The organism is Sphingomonas sp. ACRSK, from assembly GCF_022346685.1.
In the GTDB taxonomy this organism is placed as follows: Bacteria; Pseudomonadota; Alphaproteobacteria; order Sphingomonadales; family Sphingomonadaceae; genus Sphingomonas; species Sphingomonas molluscorum.
In genome coordinates this window covers 22,425-40,727 of record NZ_JAKRNR010000027.1, presented here as the reverse complement: position 1 = coordinate 40,727, position 18,303 = coordinate 22,425, and the positions used below count along the sequence as shown (strand labels likewise).

Below are 18,303 nucleotides of genomic sequence, written 5' to 3'. Positions count from 1 at the left end.
GGGGCGAGGGGGGAGCGGGTGGTAGCCATGGCTCCGGTCCATGCGTCCGTGCGCCCGATCCGTCGAGTGATTTTGCGATGGAAAGGTGCTCAGGGCCCGCCGCCCGGCGGCCGGCCCGCGTCTGCCCGGCTTTCGGGTGGACGGATCGCCGTGCGCCCATTATCTCCACCGCTGCCCGGCGCCATTGCGGCACGGGCTAGCTCTTCGCCGATGGATCGTCGCTTGCGTCTCCTGTTGTTCCTCTCCGCGCTGCTGACCGGCCTCACCGGGGCCCTGGTCGGCGCGACTCCGGTAGAGGCGCGGCAGGTCGAGCAGGTTGCGGGCAAGATCGCGGCGGAAGTGGCGACCGATGTTGCCGATCACGCGCCCCTGGTTGTTCGCGCCAGCAGCGCACTGGACGGCGCGCGGCTCTCGCCGGTGCCGGCGCCCTATGCCGTACCTCCCGTCGATGTCCGCTCCAGGGTCGACAGCGCGCTCGAGTGAGCGTGCCGCCCGCGCGTGCGGGCGTCCTCCACCCCAGTTTCGCCGCGCCTGACAGGCGCGCCTCTCGGGATGCCGCGCACCGGGCGCGGCTCCGCTCCCCATCATGAAGGAACAGCCATGTTCGGCGGCCTTGCCAAGTCCCTCTTCGGTTCTTCCAACGATCGTTACGTCAAGTCGCTGGGTTCGATCGTCAACAAGATCAACGGCTTCGAAGCCGAGATCCAGGCGATGGACGACGAGACGCTCGCGCAGCAGACGGCGCGCTTCCGCGAGCGCCTCGCCAATGGCGAAAAGCTCGACTCGCTGCTGCCGGAGGCGTTCGCGACCGTTCGCGAGGCATCGAAGCGCGTGCTGGGCATGCGCCACTTCGACGTGCAGATGATCGGCGGCATCGTGCTCCACCGCGGCGAGATCGCCGAGATGCGCACGGGCGAGGGCAAGACGCTGGTGGCGACGCTCGCCACCTATCTCAACGCGCTGCCGGGTGAAGGCGTGCACGTCATCACCGTGAACGATTACCTTGCGCGGCGCGACGCCGAGCAGATGGGGCGGATCTACGGCTTCCTGGGGCTCACCACGGGCGTGATCGTCCCCAACGTGCCCGATGGCGAGCGCCGCCAGGCCTATGCCGCGGACATCACCTACGGCACGAACAACGAGTTCGGCTTCGACTACCTCCGCGACAACATGAAGTATGATCGCGAGTCGATGGTGCAGCGGCCCTTCGCCTTCGCGATCGTCGACGAGGTGGACTCGATCCTGATCGACGAGGCACGTACCCCGCTGATCATCTCCGGGCCGACGGACGACAAGTCCGACCTGTACCTGTCCGTCGACGCGATCGTGAAGCAGCTCGAAGAAGCCGACTACGAGAAGGACGAGAAGCAGAAGAGCGTCATCCTGACGGAAGACGGCACCGAAAAGGCCGAGCGGCTGCTCGAGGCCGCCGGGCTGCTCCAGGGGGCCAACCTCTACGACTTCGAGAACACCCAGGTCGTCCACCACCTGAACCAGGCGCTGCGCGCGAACATGATGTTCCGCCGCGACGTCGATTACCTGGTGAAGGACGGCAAGGTCGTCATCATCGACGAGTTCACCGGCCGCATGATGGACGGCCGCCGCTGGTCGGACGGCCTGCATCAGGCGACCGAAGCCAAGGAAGGCGTGACGATCGAGCCGGAGAACCAGACGCTCGCCTCGATCACCTTCCAGAACTATTTCCGCATGTATCCCAAGCTGTCGGGCATGACCGGCACCGCGGCAACCGAGGCGGCCGAGTTCTTCGACATCTACAAGATGAACGTCGTCTCGATCCCCACCAACGTGCCGGTGCAGCGCGTCGATGAGGAAGACGAGTTCTACAAGACGACCCAGGACAAGTTCCTGGCGATCGCGCGCAAGATCCGCGAGCATGCCGAGCGTGGCCAGCCGGTGCTGGTCGGCACCGTCTCGATCGAGAAGTCGGAGCTGCTGTCCGAATTCCTCACCCAGGAGAAGGTGCCGCACAAGGTGCTGAACGCGCGCTACCACGAGATGGAAGCGCACATCGTCGCTCAGGCGGGCCGGCTGGGGGCGGTGACCATCGCCACCAACATGGCGGGTCGCGGCACCGACATTCAGCTGGGCGGCAACTTGGAGTTCCGCATGCTCGACGAGCATCCGGAACTGGAGGCAGGCACGCCGGAATATGAAGCGGCGGCCGAGAAGATCCGCGCGGAGATCACGGCCGAGAAGCAGGCGGTGCTCGCCGCCGGCGGCCTGTTCGTGCTCGGCACCGAGCGCCATGAGAGCCGGCGCATCGACAACCAGCTGCGCGGCCGTTCGGGTCGCCAGGGCGATCCGGGCCTGTCGCGCTTCTACCTGAGCCTGGACGACGACCTGCTGCGCATCTTCGGGCCGGACACGCTGTTCGCCAAGATGATGCGTTCCAACATCGCCGATGGCGAGGCGATCGGCTCCAAGTGGCTGTCGAAGGCGATCGAGACCGCGCAGAAGAAGGTCGAGGCGCGCAACTACGACATCCGCAAGCAGGTCGTCGAATACGACAACGTCATGAACGACCAGCGCAAGGTCGTGTACGAGCAGCGCGCCGACATCATGGATGCCGACACCGTCGGGGACGTGGTGGCCGACATGCGTGCCGAGACGGTGAACGCGATCGTCGGCGAGGCCGTGCCGCCCAACTCCTATCCCGAGCAGTGGGACGTGGCGGGGCTGACCGAGCGGGCGGCCGAGGTGCTGGGCGTCGACGCGCCGGTCGCGCAGTGGATCGCGGAGGAAGACGGGCTGGAGGCGGAGACGCTGGAAGAGCGTATCCGCACGCTGGCGGACCAGGTGGTCGAGGCAAAGGCAGCCGAACTGGAGCCGACCGCGTGGACGCAGATCGAAAAGTCGATCCTGCTCCAGAACCTGGACCACCACTGGAAGGAGCATCTGGCGATGCTCGACGCGTTGCGGGCGGTGATCCACCTGCGCGCCTATGCGCAGAAGACGCCGATCAACGAGTATAAGCAGGAGGCGTTCGCGCTGTTCGAGCGCATGCTCGGCAGCATCCGCGAGGACGTGACCCGCACGCTGGCGGTGGCGAACTTCAACTTCAACTTCACGCCGCCGCCGCTTCCCGAGCTGCCGGACTTCCTGACCAGCCACTTCGACCCGCTGACCGGCGACGACGACACCTGGGATCAGGATGCAGGCAGCGGCTACCTGACCACCCGCATGCCGCCGATGCAGATGCCCCAGCCGAGCGCCGAAGCTCTGGGCGAGGATCCGGCCGAGTGGGTCGGCCGCGTCAGCCGCAACGCGCCGTGCCCGTGCGGCTCGGGCCTCAAGTACAAGCACTGCCACGGCCAGCTGTAAGCGGGCGAGGACGCCGCGGCTGCCGGCCCGCTGGGGTTGGCAGCCGTTGCCTCAGGACTTCCCGCGCGGCGTTGCCGAAGCACAAAAAAGGGGTCGCTGCCGATGGGCAGCGACCCCTTTTTGCTGGAGGGGAAGGAGGATCAGTTCGGCTGCGGCATCTGCACACGCGGGCCGAGGTTCTCGATCACCGCCCGCGCATCGAACGCGCGCACATTGTCCGTCGGCTTCGGCCCACGACCCACGATGATCTCCGCCGACGCCTCGTACTTGTCGACCGTGCGGATATCCGTGTTGTAGAATGGGTCGCCATAGGGTCCCCAGCCGCGCCAGCCATAGGCCGGGCCGTGGAAGCGCCAGTAGGGGCTCCACGCGCCGAAGCCGCCATAGCCGCCCCAATAGGGATCGGGCGTCGCATAGGTGCGCGTGCGGCGTTCGGTGTCGCGGTCGACGAGGACGAAATAGTCGAAGCCGCGCTCGATCGTCAGCTGTGCGGCGCGGAACAGCAGGTAGCGCTCGACCGTCTCACGCGACGTGAGCGTGTTGCCGGCGAAGGTGACCTGGAAGCGATTGGCTTCGATCTGCTCGTCGGAATACCCTGTCCGGGCAAAGCCGCTGCCGGTCGCCGGCCGGTAGGGGGTTGGGGTAGCGCAGGCGGCGAGCACCAGCGCTCCCACGATCGCAGTGCCGATACCGGCGAGACGCTTGCGATCGAACCTGGATGACTGCATCGAGTTTCTCCACTGCCGCATATTTTCGCCGACGAAGGGCGGCACAACCTCAGAACGAACGTCGGGGCGTTTGGGTTCTTTGACCCGGTACGATGAGTTGTGCAACTTCGCAGCTTAGCCGTTCCTGAACGGTATGTGACCGCGTCCGAAAAGACGTTTTGCTAGAGGGGCTTAGAAGCTCCCCCATCGTTCCGCGCCCGGACAGGTGCGCTGGCGCGCGTCTCGTTCGGTAAGCTGGCGTGCGGATTGTGCTGAAGCGGCCGTGCCACGAGGAGGGCACGTCAGGGGTGGCTCCGGCGCTGCGCGGCCAGTGCTTTTCCACGGCAGACGGAGGGAGCAGCCCTCGGCTCTGCAAGCAGTCGGCGATGTCTGGAAGAGTGGCTCCCCGGGCCTGATTCGAACAGGCGACCGATCGATTAACAGTCGATTGCTCTACCGCTGAGCTACCGGGGAACGCTTCGGAGGCGCGCCTATAGCAGCGGGTTTTCGGATCTGGCAAGCACCCCACGCGGCTTTTTTCCGGATTTCCACTAAGTGCCTGATCCGGGCTAGAAATAACTCAAAATCCGCGGCGCCTCAGGCGATGAACTGTTCCATCGTGATTCGATCGTCGAGCGCATGCTCCGGATCGAACATCAGCGTCAGGTCGCGCATGCGGTCGATCTCCACCTCCACGCGTGCGACATCCCGCACCTCGCGCTGGTCGGCGACGGCGCTCACGGGGCGCTTCTCCGCCTCCAGGATTCGAAGCGAGATGCGCGCGCGATCGGGCAGGATCGCGCCGCGCCAGCGACGCGGCCGGAACGGGCTGATCGGCGTCAGTGCCAGCATCGCCGAGCCGAGCGGCAGGATCGGGCCGTTCGCGGACAGGTTGTAGGCGGTGGAGCCTGCGGGGGTCGCTGCCAGGATGCCGTCGCAGACCAGTTCGGGCATCACCACCCGATCGTTCACGCTGACCTCGATCTTGGCCGCCTGGCGCGTCTCGCGCAGCAACGACACCTCGTTGATGGCGGGCAGGCGGCGAACCTCTCCCGAGATCGTCTCCGTCAGCATTTCCAGCGGCGACACCTTGAACGGCTTCGCGCGCGCCAGCCGCTCGTCGAGGCCCCCCAGGCGCCACTCGTTCATCAGGAACCCGACGGTGCCGAGGTTCATGCCGAAGACCGGCACGTTGGACCGGCACTCCAGCAGCTGGTGCAGCACCTGGAGGAGGAAGCCGTCGCCGCCCAACGCGACCACCAGCTCGGCCTCTTCCAGAGACGCCCATTCATACTGCTCGCGCAGTTCCCGCTCCGCCTCCTGGGCAGCGGGCGTCGGGGAGGCGATCAGCGCTCGGCGCAGCGGCGTGGTCATCCGCCGGTGACGCTCATGTGACGGGCAACGGCCGGGGCCGCGCCGGGCGCGATCCGGAAGTCGTGTGCGGCGGGCTTGCGCGCCATGGCGGCCTCGATCGCCGCATCGACTGCGGGCGGGCCGCCGTCGCGCAGGGCCGCGCGGAGGTCGACGTGCGCATCCTGCCCCAGGCAGAGGTAGAGCAATCCTTCGGTCGTCAGTCGCACGCGATTGCACCCGTCGCAGAAGTTGGCGGTCAGCGGGGAGATGAGGCCCAGCCGCGTGGTGGTGCCCGCGAGCTGCCAGTAGCGGGCGGGGCCGGCGGTGCGGAAGGCGTCCCGCACGAGAGAAAACCGCGCCGAAAGGTCCTCGAACACCTGGGGCAGCGGCAGGAACCGGTCGGTACGATCCTCGTCGATGACGCCGAGCGGCATGGTTTCGATGAGGGAAAGGTCGAAGCCCTGCTCCCCGCACCAGGCGAGCATGGGCGCGATCTCATGTTCGTTGAGGCCCTTGAGGGCCACCATGTTGATCTTGATGGCAATGCCGGCCGCGCGCGCCGCCTCGATCCCTTCCAGGACCCGCGTCAGGTCGCCGGTCCGCGTGATATGCCGGAAGGTGTCGGGATCGCGGCTGTCGAGGCTGACGTTGATGCGCCGGATCCCCGCTGCCGCGAGCGCCCCGGCATGCCGCGCGAGGCGGGTGGCGTTGGTCGTCATGGTGAGCTCGTCGAGCCCGCTGCCCAGCCGGCTTCCCAGCCGCTCCGCCAGGGCCACCGTGTCGCCGCGCATCAGCGGCTCGCCGCCCGACAGACGGATCTTGTGCACGCCGCGGGCGATGAAGCACTCCGCCAGGGTCGCGATCTCGTCGACGCTCATCAGGCGTTCGCGCGGCAGGAACTGCATCGTCTCCGACATGCAATAGCGGCAGCGGAGGTCGCATCGATCCGTCACGGAGATGCGCAGGTAGCGAATGGTGCGGCCATGCGCATCGATCAGGGCGGAGGCGCTTGCCATGCCCCTGAGCTAGGGCTTCGCCCGAGATGAGACAAGGCCGTGGCGGATTGGCGAACCCGTGCCGGGCGGCTAGGGTCCGCCCATGGGGCAAATGGGCGCAGTCGGCACGAGCCAGGGCATCGCGGACCCGATGCTGTTCCTTCTCTCGTTCCGGCAGCGCGACGAACTGTCGAACCTCTACGCCAAGGCCGGCTGGCAGGTGATCGCCGCCCGCCGCAGGGACGGGGTTGCACAGCGGTTTCGAACGAGCGGCGCCCCTGTCGCCGTCGTCGATGCACGCGGCGCGCTGGAGGACGGGCTTGCCGCGCTGGCGGACCTTGCGGCGCCGGTATCGGACGCGCCGGGCGCGCTGCTGGCCTTGTTGTCGAAGGGGGATGCCGCGCGCCTGGACGACGTGCTTGCCGCCGGCGCCACCCACTTCCTGGTGAGCCCCGTCACCGAGATCGAGCTGGCGCAGGCGGTGCGCTTCGCCTTTCGTCATGTCGAGCGCCTGGGCGGCGGGTGGCGGGACCTGGACGGGCGCGCCGGGGCGCTTGCCTGGTCCTATGACCGGGCAAGCGGTCGCCACCGCCTTTCTCCTGCCTTGGCCTCGATGCTTCACCTCGATCTGGCGCCGACGACGCGTGCGCTGCTGGCGGCACTGCCGAGATCCGCGCGCGCGAGCCTGCGCGCCGCCCGCCGCAGCCTGGACGAAGGGCGCCCGGCGGTCGCCTTCGCGCAAACCGTTCCCGGACAAGGCCGGATGGTGGTGCACCTGCAGCGCGATCCGCACGGAGGCGGCATGCGTGCGCTGGTGGAGCCTCTGGTCGCAGACAGCGGCGCCGTCCCTGCGCAGGCCGGCCCGGAAGTCCGTGACCTCGCCGGCGCGACGGCCTGGATCGAGGGGCGACTGGGGGCGGGGCACCCGGTCTCGGTGTCGTTAGTGGCTTTGAGCGGAGTGGAAGCGATCAACCGGGACCTTGGGCGCGAGGCAGGCGACTGGCTGCTGCGCGCCGCCTTGCGGCGGATCGAGACGGCGGTCGGGGAGCCGCTCGGCCGGCGGGCGGTGATTGCGCGCGCGGAGGGCGCCGAGTTCCTGATCGGGGCGTTCGGTGTCGCCGATGCGCAGATGCAGCGCGCGGACGCCGCGGTTCGGCAGGCGCTGGCACGCCCGTTCGTCACCGGCGAGCAGGTCGCGCGGCTTTCCACGCGCACCGGTCATGTGACAGGCGCCGGCGGCGAGACCGCCGCCCAGCTGCTCCAGAGGGCGCGGTCCGCGGTCGACGCCGCAGAGGGCGATCGGCGGCGGCGCGAGGAACTCGACGGGCTCGCGCTCGACATTCCCCAGGCGATCGAGCGGGACGAGGTGGAGATCCTGTTCCAGCCACAGGTGGCGATCGGCGGTGGCCGCATCGTGGGCGTGGAGGCGCTCGCGCGCTGGCGGCATCCCACCCTGGGTGAGATCGGCGCGGAAGCGCTGTTCGGGGCAGCAGAGCGTGCCGGGCTCAGCGTCGTGCTTTCCGAGCATGTCCAGGGTTGCGCCCTGCGCCGCGCGGCGCGCTGGCCGGAGAGCCTCGCCCATCTGCGCCTGTCGATCAACGTGACGGCGGAGGATGTGGCGCACCCCGGGTTCGCCGACTTGTTGCTCGAGCGCGTCGACGCAAGCGGCTTTCCGCGCAACCGGCTGACGGTGGAGATCACCGAAAGCGGGCTGATCGAGGACCTGGGCGAGGCCTCCGGCCTGCTTGCCGAACTGCGCACCGGCGGATGCCGCGTGGCGATCGACGATTTCGGCACGGGCTATTCGAGCCTTGCCTATCTGAAGGCGCTGCCGCTCGACTATCTTAAGATCGACAAGAGCCTGACGCAGGACATCACCGGATCGCCGCGCGACCGGGTGGTGGTGCGCGGCGTGATCGACATGGCGCGGTCGCTTGGCCTCGCCGTCGTCGCGGAGGGGGTCGAGACGGAGGAGCAGCTCGACCTGCTCGCCAAGGAAGGCTGCCAGTTCTTCCAGGGCTATCTCTGCGCCGGGCCGCTGGCGCTGCCGGCGCTGGAGGCCCTGGTCGTCGCCGCGACGTGAGGGGCTATTTGGCGGCGCGCTGAGCCTGATACCGTTCCACGGCTTCCGACCGGCGCAGGATTCGCGCCATCGGGTCGATCACCACATGCGCGCCGGCAGGCACGGTCAGGCTTCCCTGGTTGCCGGTCATGAGAACGGTCTCCAAGCGTTCGCCCACCTGCACCTCGACGGGCATGGGGAAGGGGCGCGCGTTCGGCGTCTTCCAGCGCAGGTGCAGCTGGTCGCCGTCGCGGGTCTCGACCAGCTCGGGCAGGGCCGCCTCGTGCACATAGATGTCGAAGAACCAGTGGAGGTCGCGCCCGGCCGCCTGCGCCGCCAGCTTTTCGAACTCGGGCGTGGTGGCGAAGCGCGGTTGGAAGTTGCCTGGACGCGGGTCCGGTCGCCCGTAGACCAGGCGGCGGGTAGCGTCGAAGAAGGCGGCGTCGCCGATCAGGTTGCGCAGGGTGTGGAGCACCCAGGCGCCCTTGAAATAGATGTCGCCACCCGGGCCGCCCTTGCCGTCCTCATACACCTCCTCGCTGGTGCGCGAGGTGCCGGAGACCAGCGGTGCCTTGTTGAAGATGCGCAGCCGCTGCTCCGCCATCATGGCCGCATAACGCGCGTCGCCCTCGCGCCAACGGCCGTAAAGCGGCTGCATGTACTGGGCGAAGCCTTCGTGCAGCCAGAAGTCGTCCCAATCGGCCGCCGTCATCTGGTTGCCGAACCATTCGTGGCTCAGCTCGTGCTGGAACAGCCAGTCGAAGCCCTCGGGCGCCTGAGCATAGTTGTTGCCATAGGCGTTGATGGTCTGGTGCTCCATGCCCATGTGCGGCGTCTCGACCACGCCTAGCTTCTCGTCGCCGAACGGGAAGGGGCCGATCAGCGTTTCGAAGAAGTCGAGCGTCGGTGCGAATTCGGCGAACAGCCGCTTCGCCTGCGCCTCCTTGCCGGGCAGGTACCAGTAGTGGAGCGGCACGCTGTTGCCGAAGCGGCTGCGGTAGCTGCCCGACAGCTCCGCATAGGGGCCGATGTTGAGCGCGATATCGTAGGGGTTGATCGTCTTTGCCCGCCAGTTCCAGGTCGTGCGTCCGTCCGCCAGCGTGTCCACGCCGAGCAGCACGCCGTTCGCGGGCGCCTTCAGCCCCTTGGGCACTGTGATGTGGAGCGTGACGACGGCGGGTTCCCCCTGGGGAAAGTCCAGGCACGGCCAGAACAGGTCGCAGCCATAGCCCTGGGCGGTCGTCGCCACCCAATGGGCCCCGCCCGGCGCCTGCGACCAGACGATGCCGTCGTCCCAAGGCGCGCGGACCGCCACATGCGGCGTGCCCGCATAGGTGATGCGCAGGGTCAGGCTTGCGCCGGCGGCGACGGGGCTGTTCGGCGTCACGGTCAGGACGCCGTCGGCATGGCTCCAGGCGGCGCGCGGCAGGGTCTTTCCGGCGACGGCCACCGTGGAGACCGGCAGGTTGGTGTCGAGGTCGATCCGCAGCTGCCGCACGGGGGCGAGGGTGCGCAGCTCCAGCGTCCCCACACCGGACAGCTGCTGACGGGCCGGGACCACCTCGATCGCCAGGTCCGCCGAATGCAGCCGCAGGGCGGCGCGCTCGGCACTCAGCGCGCCGCCGGACCGCTGGGTCTGCGCGCTGATGGGCGGCATGCCCTTTTCGGTCGGCTGGGCCGATGCGGAGAGCGGAAGCAGAAGCGGCAGCAGCGGCGCGGCGATCTTGAACATCGGCCCTTCATGGGCGACGTGGCTGCGCCTCACAAGCCGGCGGGGAGCGTGGTTGCGGTCGGCCGGCGATTGATGCCGCCGCGCCACATCCCCATATACGGACCAATGGCGCCGGCGTGCGGCGCCGCCGGAGTTTGCATGAACAAGTCCTATCCCGTCTTGCCGCTGCGCGATATCGTGGTTTTCCCGCACATGATCGTTCCGCTGTTCGTCGGCCGCGACAAGTCGGTCGCGGCGCTGGAAGCGGCGATGGCGGCCGACAAGGAGATCTTCCTGGTCGCCCAGCTCGATCCCGCACAGGACGATCCCAGCCGCGACGATCTCTACGACATGGGCGTCACCGCCGAAGTGCTGCAGCTGCTCAAGCTGCCGGACGGCACCGTGCGCGTGCTGGTGTCCGGCAAGGAACGCGCGGCGCTCGAGACGCTCGACGAGAGCGGCAGCTTCCTGACCGCCAATGTCGCGCCCGTGGAAGCTGCCCCCGCAGAGGGTGCCGAGGTCCAGGCGCTGATGCGCTCGGTCGTCGACCAGTTCGAGAATTACGCCAAGCTCAACCGAAAGCTGCCGGCGGAAACCGCGGGCCAGCTCGGCGAGCTGGAGGACGCGTCGCGCCTGGCCGATGCGGTCGCCGGCAACATCGCCGTCAAGGTCGCGGACAAGCAGTCGCTGCTGGTCGAGGGCGATCCGGTCAAGCGGCTGGAGATGGTGTTCGCCTTCATGGAAGGCGAGCTGGGCGTGCTCCAGGTCGAGAAGAAGATCCGCAGCCGCGTGAAGCGGCAGATGGAGAAGACCCAGCGCGAATATTACCTCAACGAGCAGTTGAAGGCGATCCAGCGCGAGCTCGGCAACGAGGGCGAGGAAGGCGAGGGCGACGAGATCGCCGAGCTGACCCAGAAGATCGCGACGCTCAAGCTCAGCAAGGAAGCGCGCACCAAGGCGACGGCCGAGCTCAAGAAGCTCAAGACCATGGCGCCGATGTCCGCCGAGGCGACGGTGGTGCGCAACTATCTCGACGTGCTGCTGGGCCTGCCGTGGGGCAAGCGCTCCAAGCTCAAGAAGGACCTGCCGACCGCGCAGGCCGTGCTCGACCAGGACCATTATGCGCTGGAGAAGGTGAAAGACCGGATCGTCGAGTATCTCGCGGTCCAGGCGCGCACCAACAAGCTCAAGGGGCCGATCCTGTGCCTCGTCGGCCCGCCCGGCGTCGGCAAGACTTCGCTCGGCAAGTCGATCGCAAAGGCGACGGGGCGCGAGTTCATCCGCCAGTCGCTGGGCGGCGTGCGCGACGAGGCCGAGATCCGCGGCCACCGGCGTACCTACATCGGCTCGCTGCCGGGCAAGATCGTGACCAACCTGCGCAAGGCTGGCGCGAGCAACCCGCTGTTCCTGCTCGACGAGATCGACAAGCTCGGCCAGGACTTCCGCGGCGATCCCGCCTCGGCGCTGCTGGAAGTGCTCGATCCGGAGCAGAACGCGAAGTTCAGCGACCATTACCTCGAGATCGACATCGATCTGTCGGACGTGATGTTCGTGTGCACGGCCAACTCGCTCAACCTGCCGCAGCCGCTGCTCGACCGCATGGAGATCATCCGGCTGGAGGGCTATACCGAGGACGAGAAGGTCGAGATCGCCGAGCGCCACCTAATCGCCAAGCAGGTCGACGCGCACGGGCTGAAGGAAGGCGAGTTCGCGCTCACCAACGAAGGCCTGCGCGACCTGATCCGCTACTATACGCGGGAAGCCGGCGTCCGCACGCTGGAGCGTGAGATCGCGAAGCTCGCCCGCAAGGCGCTGCGCCGCATCCTGGAAGGCAAGGCCGAGAGCGTCACGGTGACGCCGGAGAACCTCCACGAGTTCGCAGGCGTGCGGAAGTATCGCTTCGGCGTGGGCGAGGAGGAGCACCAGATCGGTGCCGTCACCGGCCTCGCCTGGACCGAGGTGGGCGGCGAGCTGCTCACCATCGAATCCGTGACCGTGCCGGGCAAGGGCGCGATCAAGACGACCGGCAAGCTCGGCGACGTGATGAAGGAGTCGGTCGAGGCGGCGATGAGCTTCGTGAAGGCGCGCGCCCCGACCTATGGCATCAAGCCGAGCCTCTTCCACCGCAAGGACGTTCACGTCCACCTGCCCGAGGGGGCAGTGCCCAAGGACGGCCCGTCGGCGGGTATCGGCCTGGTGACCTCGATCGTCTCGACGCTGACCGGCGTGCCGGTGCGGCGCGAGGTGGCGATGACCGGCGAGGTGACGCTGCGCGGCCGCGTGCTGCCGATCGGTGGGCTGAAGGAAAAGCTGCTGGCGGCGATGCGCGGCGGTATCACCACCGTGCTGATCCCCCAGGAGAACGAGAAGGACCTGGCGGACCTGCCCGCGAACATCCGCGAGGGGCTGGAGATCGTGCCGGTCAGCCACGTCGACGAGGTGCTTCGCCTGGCGCTCACCGGCCCGCTGGAGGCGATCGACTGGACCGACGCCGACGAACTGGCGGTGCAGCCGCCGACCGCGGTGCCGGGCATCGGCGAGGTGCGCCACCACTAGGTCCCGGCCTCGGCCCGGGCTGCGGCGGCGGCAACGACCGTCCGCAGCAGCCCGGGTCGGTGCGGCTGGATGGCGCATGTCCGGGGCAAAGTGCAGGCGAATTGCTTTGACAGGGCCGGGGAGAGGCGCATTAACTGCCCCGGCTGCCGGGGGGGCGGATCGGCCGATCGCGTGCCCTGCTCCCCAACGACAAAAAGGGGTTAGAACGAATGAACAAGCAGGAGCTGATTGGTCAGGTCGCCGATCTTTCGGGGCTGGGCCGCGGTGATGCGACGAAGGCGGTCGAGGCGGTGTTCGAGTCGATCTCGGCCGCGCTCAAGAAGGGCGACGAGGTGCGTCTGGTGGGCTTCGGCACCTTCTCGGTCAGCAAGCGCAAGGCATCGACCGGCCGCAACCCGCGCACCGGCGAGCCGATGACGATCAAGGCGTCCTCGCAGCCCAAGTTCAAGGCAGGCAAGGGCCTGAAGGATTCGGTCAACTGATCGACCGGCGGGTTTTTCAGGCGAGGGGGCTGGACAGCCCGGTTTCCACCGCCTAAAGGCCCGCTTCCCGGTTTCGCCGCAAGGCGCACGGGCGCGTAGCTCAGTGGTAGAGCACTGTGTTCACACCGCAGGGGTCGCTGGTTCAATCCCAGCCGCGCCCACCATATCGAACCCGCGCCGTCCGGCCACTCCAGCATTCGCTGAAGAGGCCGGACGGCGTTGTGGTTTTCGGAGACCGTCTCCTGCTTATCGGGGCGTGAGCTCGACCAGCGCGCCATTGTCGCGATCCCGGCGATCAACTGACCAGGGGCACTGTGTAGGCGTTATTCGTTGAGTGCCTTGAAATCGAAGTTCCGTCGTACCTGTCTCTGTCAGACACCCACGGCCAGCCATGACTCCTTGCCGACAGCGATTAGGTTGAACTCGTCGTTACCGGCAGGACCTGGCGAAGCCGCATGAGCAGCTCGCCTTCGCGCCGGATGGTCGATGCCTGTTCATCGGCACGGGCGAGCGTCAGCTAGGAGCGCCTGCATAGGGCATGGTCGGGATCGTCCGCGCATCGGGTCGCTGCCGGGGAACTTGTTGTCGCTCGACGATTCCGCGCCCCGACTTTCCTGCGATCGCGCTGCCGGCTCCATATTTGCCAAGATGCGCCCGAGCAGTTGGGGTCGTGCACGCACTCCGATCTTCGAGCTCAGGTTCGTTTCGGGAGGGCCGGGCACTGTTCATCGAGGGACCGGCGTCGCCCGCGGCTCGGCTTGTCGCGCCGCGTTGAACCAAAACCAGGCGCGAGGGGTTGGCAGGGCAGACGCGGTGCGGACCCGTAAGATCCCCTCACGCGCCTTGGTACTTCCCCCGAGGAAAGGGAGCTTGAACGTTGAACACCACCCTCTTGAAGATCGCCGTGGGCATGGCTTGCGCAGTGCCGCTGGGCGCCTGCACGGGCGACGACTACGGACGGCCCGGCTACAACAGCCAGAACGGCTATGGCCAATCGGGGCCGCGACGGGGCGACCGGCCGCGCGGCGAGGGGCATGGCAGACACCGGATGTCGGACAACGACCGGATCTACCGGGGCCAAGACGGTCGCTACTACTGCAAGCGTGACGACGGGACCGAAGGGACCATCATCGGCGGCCTGGCGGGCGGCGTGCTCGGGAACATCATCGCCCCGGGCGGCTCGAAGACGCTCGGCACCATCTTGGGTGCGGGCGCGGGTGCGCTGGGCGGACGCGCGATCGACCGCAACAGCGTCGAGTGCGACTAAGCAAAAGGCTTCCGGCGCACGACAGGCTCGCGCGCCGGAGTTTCTCTCATCAGAAGCGCGTGCGCACCCCGACCGCATAGAGGCTGTCGTCGGTGCGCGTATCGCGCCACAGGAAATCCTGGTCGATGTAGCTGCGATAGCGGGACCGCAGGATGTTGCTGCCCTCGACCGTCAGGGTCACGTTTTTGTTGATGTCATAGCCCAGGCTGAAGTCCAGGCGGCCGTTGGGCCGGACGTAGTTCAGCCAGGTCTCCGTGCCGACCGGCCGGACGTCGCCCGCGCCCGAGCGGTCCTCGTCGAAATACTTCGAGCGATAGGTGTAGACGACGCGGGCCGAGATTCCGTTGCGGTCGTACAGCAGGCCGGCGTTGAAATTATACTTCGACACGCCTTGCAGGGTGTAGCCGGCCAGCGGATCATCGCCCCCGATCTTGGAATCCGCGAGGGTGAAGTTGCCGAAGGCGCCGAAGCCGGCAAGGTCGCCCGGCAGGAACGAGAAGAAGGTCTGGGCGCTGACCTCGATGCCCTTCAGCTTGGCACTGCCGACGTTGCGGGGGCGCGAGATGTTGTAGACGATGCCGTCGATCTCTTCGGCCGTCACGCCGTTGACGACGCGATCGCTGATGTCGCGGTAGTAGCCGGCGATCGCGAAATACCCGTCGTTCCAATAATATTCGAACGTGGCGTCGAAGCTGTCCGACTTCTGCGGACGCAGGTCCGGATTGCCGCCGGAGCCGCTGTTGCGGATGTTCGGGTTCGTCGAGACGATGTAGTTGAGACCCGGGTTGAGCGACGCGAAGCTCGGCCGCGCGATGGTGCGTGCGTAGGTAGCGCGTAGCTGAAGTCCGCCGCCGAGCTGCAGTCGCGCGCTGGCGTTGGGCAGCCAATCGGTGTCGCTGTTCGAACTGGTGGTCGTCACCGGCGAGCCGCTGACGACGCCGGTGCCGGTGATGTCCCGGTCCGTGCGCGTGTACCGGACGCCGAGCTTACCATCGAGAACCACCGGGCCGCTGCCGAACGGCACTTCGTACCCTGCCTGGACATAGCCGGCGTAGCTATTCTCCCCCACGTTGAACTCACGCGTGGGGTCGAATGCAGGCTGGCCATCCGGCGCGCCGAAGAAGTCCCGGATCGTGGCCTGGCCGGAATCCGACAGCAGATAGTCGCGGGAGGGGAGCAGGAAGGGGGCCCCGTTGTTGATCTGCGGAATGCCCGGTGCGCGCTCCAGCGGCAGGTCGATCGCCGTGATCGGCGTCGCGAACGAGCCTCCCGGCGGCGCGACGCCCAGCTGGACCTGCTGGAAGCGGGCGCTGCGATCGGCATAGCGGGCGCCGAGCTCGATCGTCTTCAGGATCGTATCGGTCTCGTACGTCGCATCGCCCTTGACCGCGAACAGACCGCCGCTGGAGCGCACATAGTCCTGGAACAGGGCGTTGATGAAGGTGAGGCCGCGTGCATCCGCCATGGGGTTTCCCGGCGCGGTGATCGTCGCGGTCTGATCGTCATTCACCAACGCGAGCGTCGCCTCCGGCACCCGCTTGCCGATGTCGACGATGAAGTTCTCGTTGTTGACGATCGAACGTTCGTAGCTGACGTCGACGTTCGCCTTCAGCCGGTCGCGGTCGAAGCGGAAGCCGCCTGCCGCGAGCCAGGTGTCCGTGCGATTGTTGTGCGCCTGGGTGGAGCTGAACGCCTCCAGGTTGTTGAACGTGGCGGAAGTGAAGCCGCACAGCTGCTGCTGCGTGATCTGCGTGGGGTCGGTGGTGGCGTTCGGGTTGAAGCCGTCCGGCCCCACGTTCGCCGTGAAGCAGTTGTCGCTGCGCACGATGTTCGAGACGCTCTCTGCCGTCCCCAGCCGATATTCATAGAAGCCGGTCGAGAACTTGCTGCGGTAGGCCGAATATAGGCCGTCGATGTAGATCTCGAGGCTGGGCGTCGCCTGCCACTGGATCGAGCCGTTGGCCTGCGGCCGCTGATAGCGGCCGTATTCGTTGAGGCCGCCCGTCGAGATCGGAAGCAGAATGCCTTCGCTGCTGCCGCTGCCGGCGCGCCGCTCCGCCACATAGTTGTACGGGCGGTTGAACGGGATGTCGTACCAGGAGACGTTGAGCAGCGCCCCGATCTCGCCGATGCTGGTGTCCCAACGATCGGTGGCAAGGAAGCTCACCTGCGGCCCCAGCTTCTCCACGTTGGACGGATAGTTGAGCTTGCCGCTGATCGCGATCGTCGGCTCGGTATAGTTGAACGGCTTGTTGAGGCGCAGGTCGATGGTGCCGGCGACGCCACCCTCGATCAGGTTCGCGGTGTTCGACTTGTAGACGTCCAGCCGCGCGATCGCCTCGGCCGGCAGATCCTGGAAAGCAAAGGTGCGTCCATCGGCCGTGAAGATCTCACGCCCGTCGAGCGTGGTGAGAATGTCGCCGAGGCCGCGGATCAGCGGGTTCTGGATCTCGTTGTTGCCGCCCACCGTCACCTGGACGCCCGGCACGCGCTGAAGGGCGGCAGCAGTCGTGGGATCGGGGAACTTGCCGATGTCCTGGGCGACGATCGAGTCCACGACCTGGGCGGCGGTCCGCTTGATCTCGGCCGCGCGGGCAAGGCTGGCGCGGATACCGGTGACGACGATTTCGGAGCCATCGTCGGCGGCAGTCGCATCACCGGCCTGGTCCGGCGCCTCGGCGGGCGAGCCGGCCGTCGACTGGGCTGTGCCTGCAGCGGCGCCATCCTGGCCGTTGGCTGGGGTGGTCCCTTCCTGCGCCGCCTGAGCATGGGCGTGGCCAGCAATGGCAAGGGCGATCACGGACGCGGTAAACGCGGGAATCCTGCGCATGCATACTCTCCTGAACTCCCGGCGTGTCGGTCAGGGGCCTCCGCCGGTTCTTGTCGGATACTACGCCGCTGCTGCCACCGGTTCAAGCATACTTGTCATATTATATAAGCCGGTCACAAGGTCGAGTGCGTCGCAACAGGGTCGGCGTCTGCGCGCTCTGCTTCCTAAGAACCGAAGCAGCCGCCGCCGCCGGATGAACAGCGTGCGCGCCCCATTCAGGCGCGTCGGCCGGGAGCATCAGAAGGGGGCGCAGAACGGCCGAACAGGTTCTTTGGCCCGGGCTGTTGCTGCCGCTCAGTCCGCGGCCGCACCCTGTTCAGCCGTGGGGGCCTGTTGCCGCAGGAACGCGATCACGTCGGCGCGGTCGACCCCGTTCGGCATCCCTGCATAGATCATCGAAGTGCCCGGTGCGAACCGCTGTGGGTTCTGGAGCCAGGCGTCGAGTCGCTCGGGCGTCCAGGTCCCGCCGATTGCCTCCAGTGCTGCGGTGTAGCCGAAGCGGCGACTGCCGGCGGCGACCGAGCGCCCCACGACTCCGCGCAGGTTCGGTCCGTTTCGATCGCCGGCGCCCGGAGCAACGGTGTGGCAGGCGGCGCACTGCCGGAACAGCCGCTTGCCCTGTGCGACGTCTGCTTGCGCGAGCCGCTCGACAAGAGGGGCGCGGGATCGCGCGTCCGCCCGGCGCGGATCGCTGCTGGACCCGTCACAGGCGGCGGGGACGGCGAGCACGGCGATCCCGATCCACCGGAGCAGCATGCGGCGACCGGCAGCTCGCCGGCCGTGCTCTCCGGTGTGCCATTTCTGCGCGCTGTCGGTGCGACGAAAACCGCTCATTCCGCAGCCATAGAGAGTCGCCAAGCGCGTGGCGAGCGATCCGTGGCGGCCCGCCCGGCTTGTCACGCTTCTGTAACGTTCCTGTCACCGAGTTGTCCCCGGAATCGCATCAACGTGTCACCTCCGCTGCCTAGGAGGGCCGCCGAGGCCGATGGGGGAACGTC

At 67.6% G+C, this 18,303-nt stretch carries 12 protein-coding genes and 2 tRNA genes; 7 read left to right on the top strand and 7 right to left on the bottom strand.

Going from position 1 to position 18,303, the window contains the following annotated elements:
* The first annotated feature begins 222 nt into the window (after window positions 1–222).
* Together MHZ35_RS14125 and secA are read left to right on the top strand one after the other, a co-directional pair.
* Window positions 223–483, top strand: coding sequence for a hypothetical protein (locus MHZ35_RS14125; RefSeq protein ID WP_239436229.1), 261 nt, complete (start codon window positions 223–225; stop codon window positions 481–483).
* Window positions 484–600: 117 nt separating this feature from the next.
* A complete protein-coding gene (gene secA / locus MHZ35_RS14120) occupies window positions 601–3,342 on the top strand; it encodes a preprotein translocase subunit SecA (RefSeq protein WP_239436228.1) in 2,742 nt (913 codons plus the stop codon).
* A 140-nt stretch (window positions 3,343–3,482) separates the two neighbouring features.
* Here secA and MHZ35_RS14115 read toward each other — a convergent pair whose 3' ends face one another.
* The 4 genes from MHZ35_RS14115 to moaA all read right to left on the bottom strand — a co-directional run bounded on the left by MHZ35_RS14115 (window position 3,483) and on the right by moaA (window position 6,418).
* Window positions 3,483–4,070, bottom strand: a complete 588-nt coding sequence (locus MHZ35_RS14115; protein WP_239436227.1) for a CC0125/CC1285 family lipoprotein — start codon at window positions 4,068–4,070, stop codon at window positions 3,483–3,485.
* A 378-nt stretch (window positions 4,071–4,448) separates the two neighbouring features.
* A tRNA-Asn gene (locus MHZ35_RS14110) sits at window positions 4,449–4,523 on the bottom strand.
* A gap of 123 nt (window positions 4,524–4,646) precedes the next feature.
* Window positions 4,647–5,423, bottom strand: coding sequence for an NAD kinase (locus tag MHZ35_RS14105; protein WP_125962455.1), 777 nt, complete (start codon window positions 5,421–5,423; stop codon window positions 4,647–4,649).
* The gene (moaA, locus tag MHZ35_RS14100) at window positions 5,420–6,418 is read right to left on the bottom strand and encodes a GTP 3',8-cyclase MoaA (RefSeq protein ID WP_239436226.1); all 999 of its coding nucleotides are present in this window, start codon (window positions 6,416–6,418) and stop codon (window positions 5,420–5,422) included. Before moaA ends, MHZ35_RS14105 begins: the two co-directional genes overlap by 4 nt.
* Before the next feature lie 82 nt (window positions 6,419–6,500).
* Here moaA and MHZ35_RS14095 point away from each other — a divergent pair, with 82 nt between their 5' ends.
* Window positions 6,501–8,480: a putative bifunctional diguanylate cyclase/phosphodiesterase gene (locus MHZ35_RS14095; protein ID WP_239436225.1), complete on the top strand. Its 1,980-nt coding sequence runs from the start codon at window positions 6,501–6,503 to the stop codon at window positions 8,478–8,480.
* A gap of 4 nt (window positions 8,481–8,484) precedes the next feature.
* On the opposite strand, the gene MHZ35_RS14090 is transcribed toward MHZ35_RS14095, so the two are convergent.
* The gene (locus tag MHZ35_RS14090; RefSeq protein WP_239436224.1) at window positions 8,485–10,191 is read right to left on the bottom strand and encodes a M1 family metallopeptidase; all 1,707 of its coding nucleotides are present in this window, start codon (window positions 10,189–10,191) and stop codon (window positions 8,485–8,487) included.
* Window positions 10,192–10,329: 138 nt separating this feature from the next.
* On the opposite strand from MHZ35_RS14090, the gene lon reads away from it, so the two are divergent.
* The 4 genes from lon (at window position 10,330) to MHZ35_RS14070 (ending at window position 14,475) form a co-directional block, all read left to right on the top strand.
* Window positions 10,330–12,726: an endopeptidase La gene (lon, locus tag MHZ35_RS14085; RefSeq protein ID WP_239436223.1), complete on the top strand. Its 2,397-nt coding sequence runs from the start codon at window positions 10,330–10,332 to the stop codon at window positions 12,724–12,726.
* Window positions 12,727–12,935: 209 nt separating this feature from the next.
* Window positions 12,936–13,208 (top strand): HU family DNA-binding protein, encoded by a 273-nt coding sequence (locus MHZ35_RS14080; RefSeq protein WP_125962450.1) that lies wholly within the window; start codon window positions 12,936–12,938, stop codon window positions 13,206–13,208.
* Between the two features lie 89 nt (window positions 13,209–13,297).
* A tRNA-Val gene (locus tag MHZ35_RS14075) sits at window positions 13,298–13,372 on the top strand.
* A gap of 713 nt (window positions 13,373–14,085) precedes the next feature.
* Window positions 14,086–14,475 (top strand): glycine zipper 2TM domain-containing protein, encoded by a 390-nt coding sequence (locus MHZ35_RS14070; RefSeq protein WP_446741055.1) that lies wholly within the window; start codon window positions 14,086–14,088, stop codon window positions 14,473–14,475.
* A 49-nt stretch (window positions 14,476–14,524) separates the two neighbouring features.
* On the opposite strand, the gene MHZ35_RS14065 is transcribed toward MHZ35_RS14070, so the two are convergent.
* Both MHZ35_RS14065 and MHZ35_RS14060 read right to left on the bottom strand, forming a co-directional pair.
* Window positions 14,525–17,305 carry a TonB-dependent receptor gene (locus MHZ35_RS14065; RefSeq protein ID WP_239436222.1) on the bottom strand — a complete coding sequence of 927 codons (2,781 nt, stop codon included), beginning with the start codon at window positions 17,303–17,305 and terminating at the stop codon, window positions 14,525–14,527.
* Window positions 17,306–17,599: 294 nt separating this feature from the next.
* Window positions 17,600–18,139 (bottom strand): c-type cytochrome, encoded by a 540-nt coding sequence (locus MHZ35_RS14060; protein ID WP_239436221.1) that lies wholly within the window; start codon window positions 18,137–18,139, stop codon window positions 17,600–17,602.
* Between the last annotated feature and the right edge of the window lie 164 nt (window positions 18,140–18,303).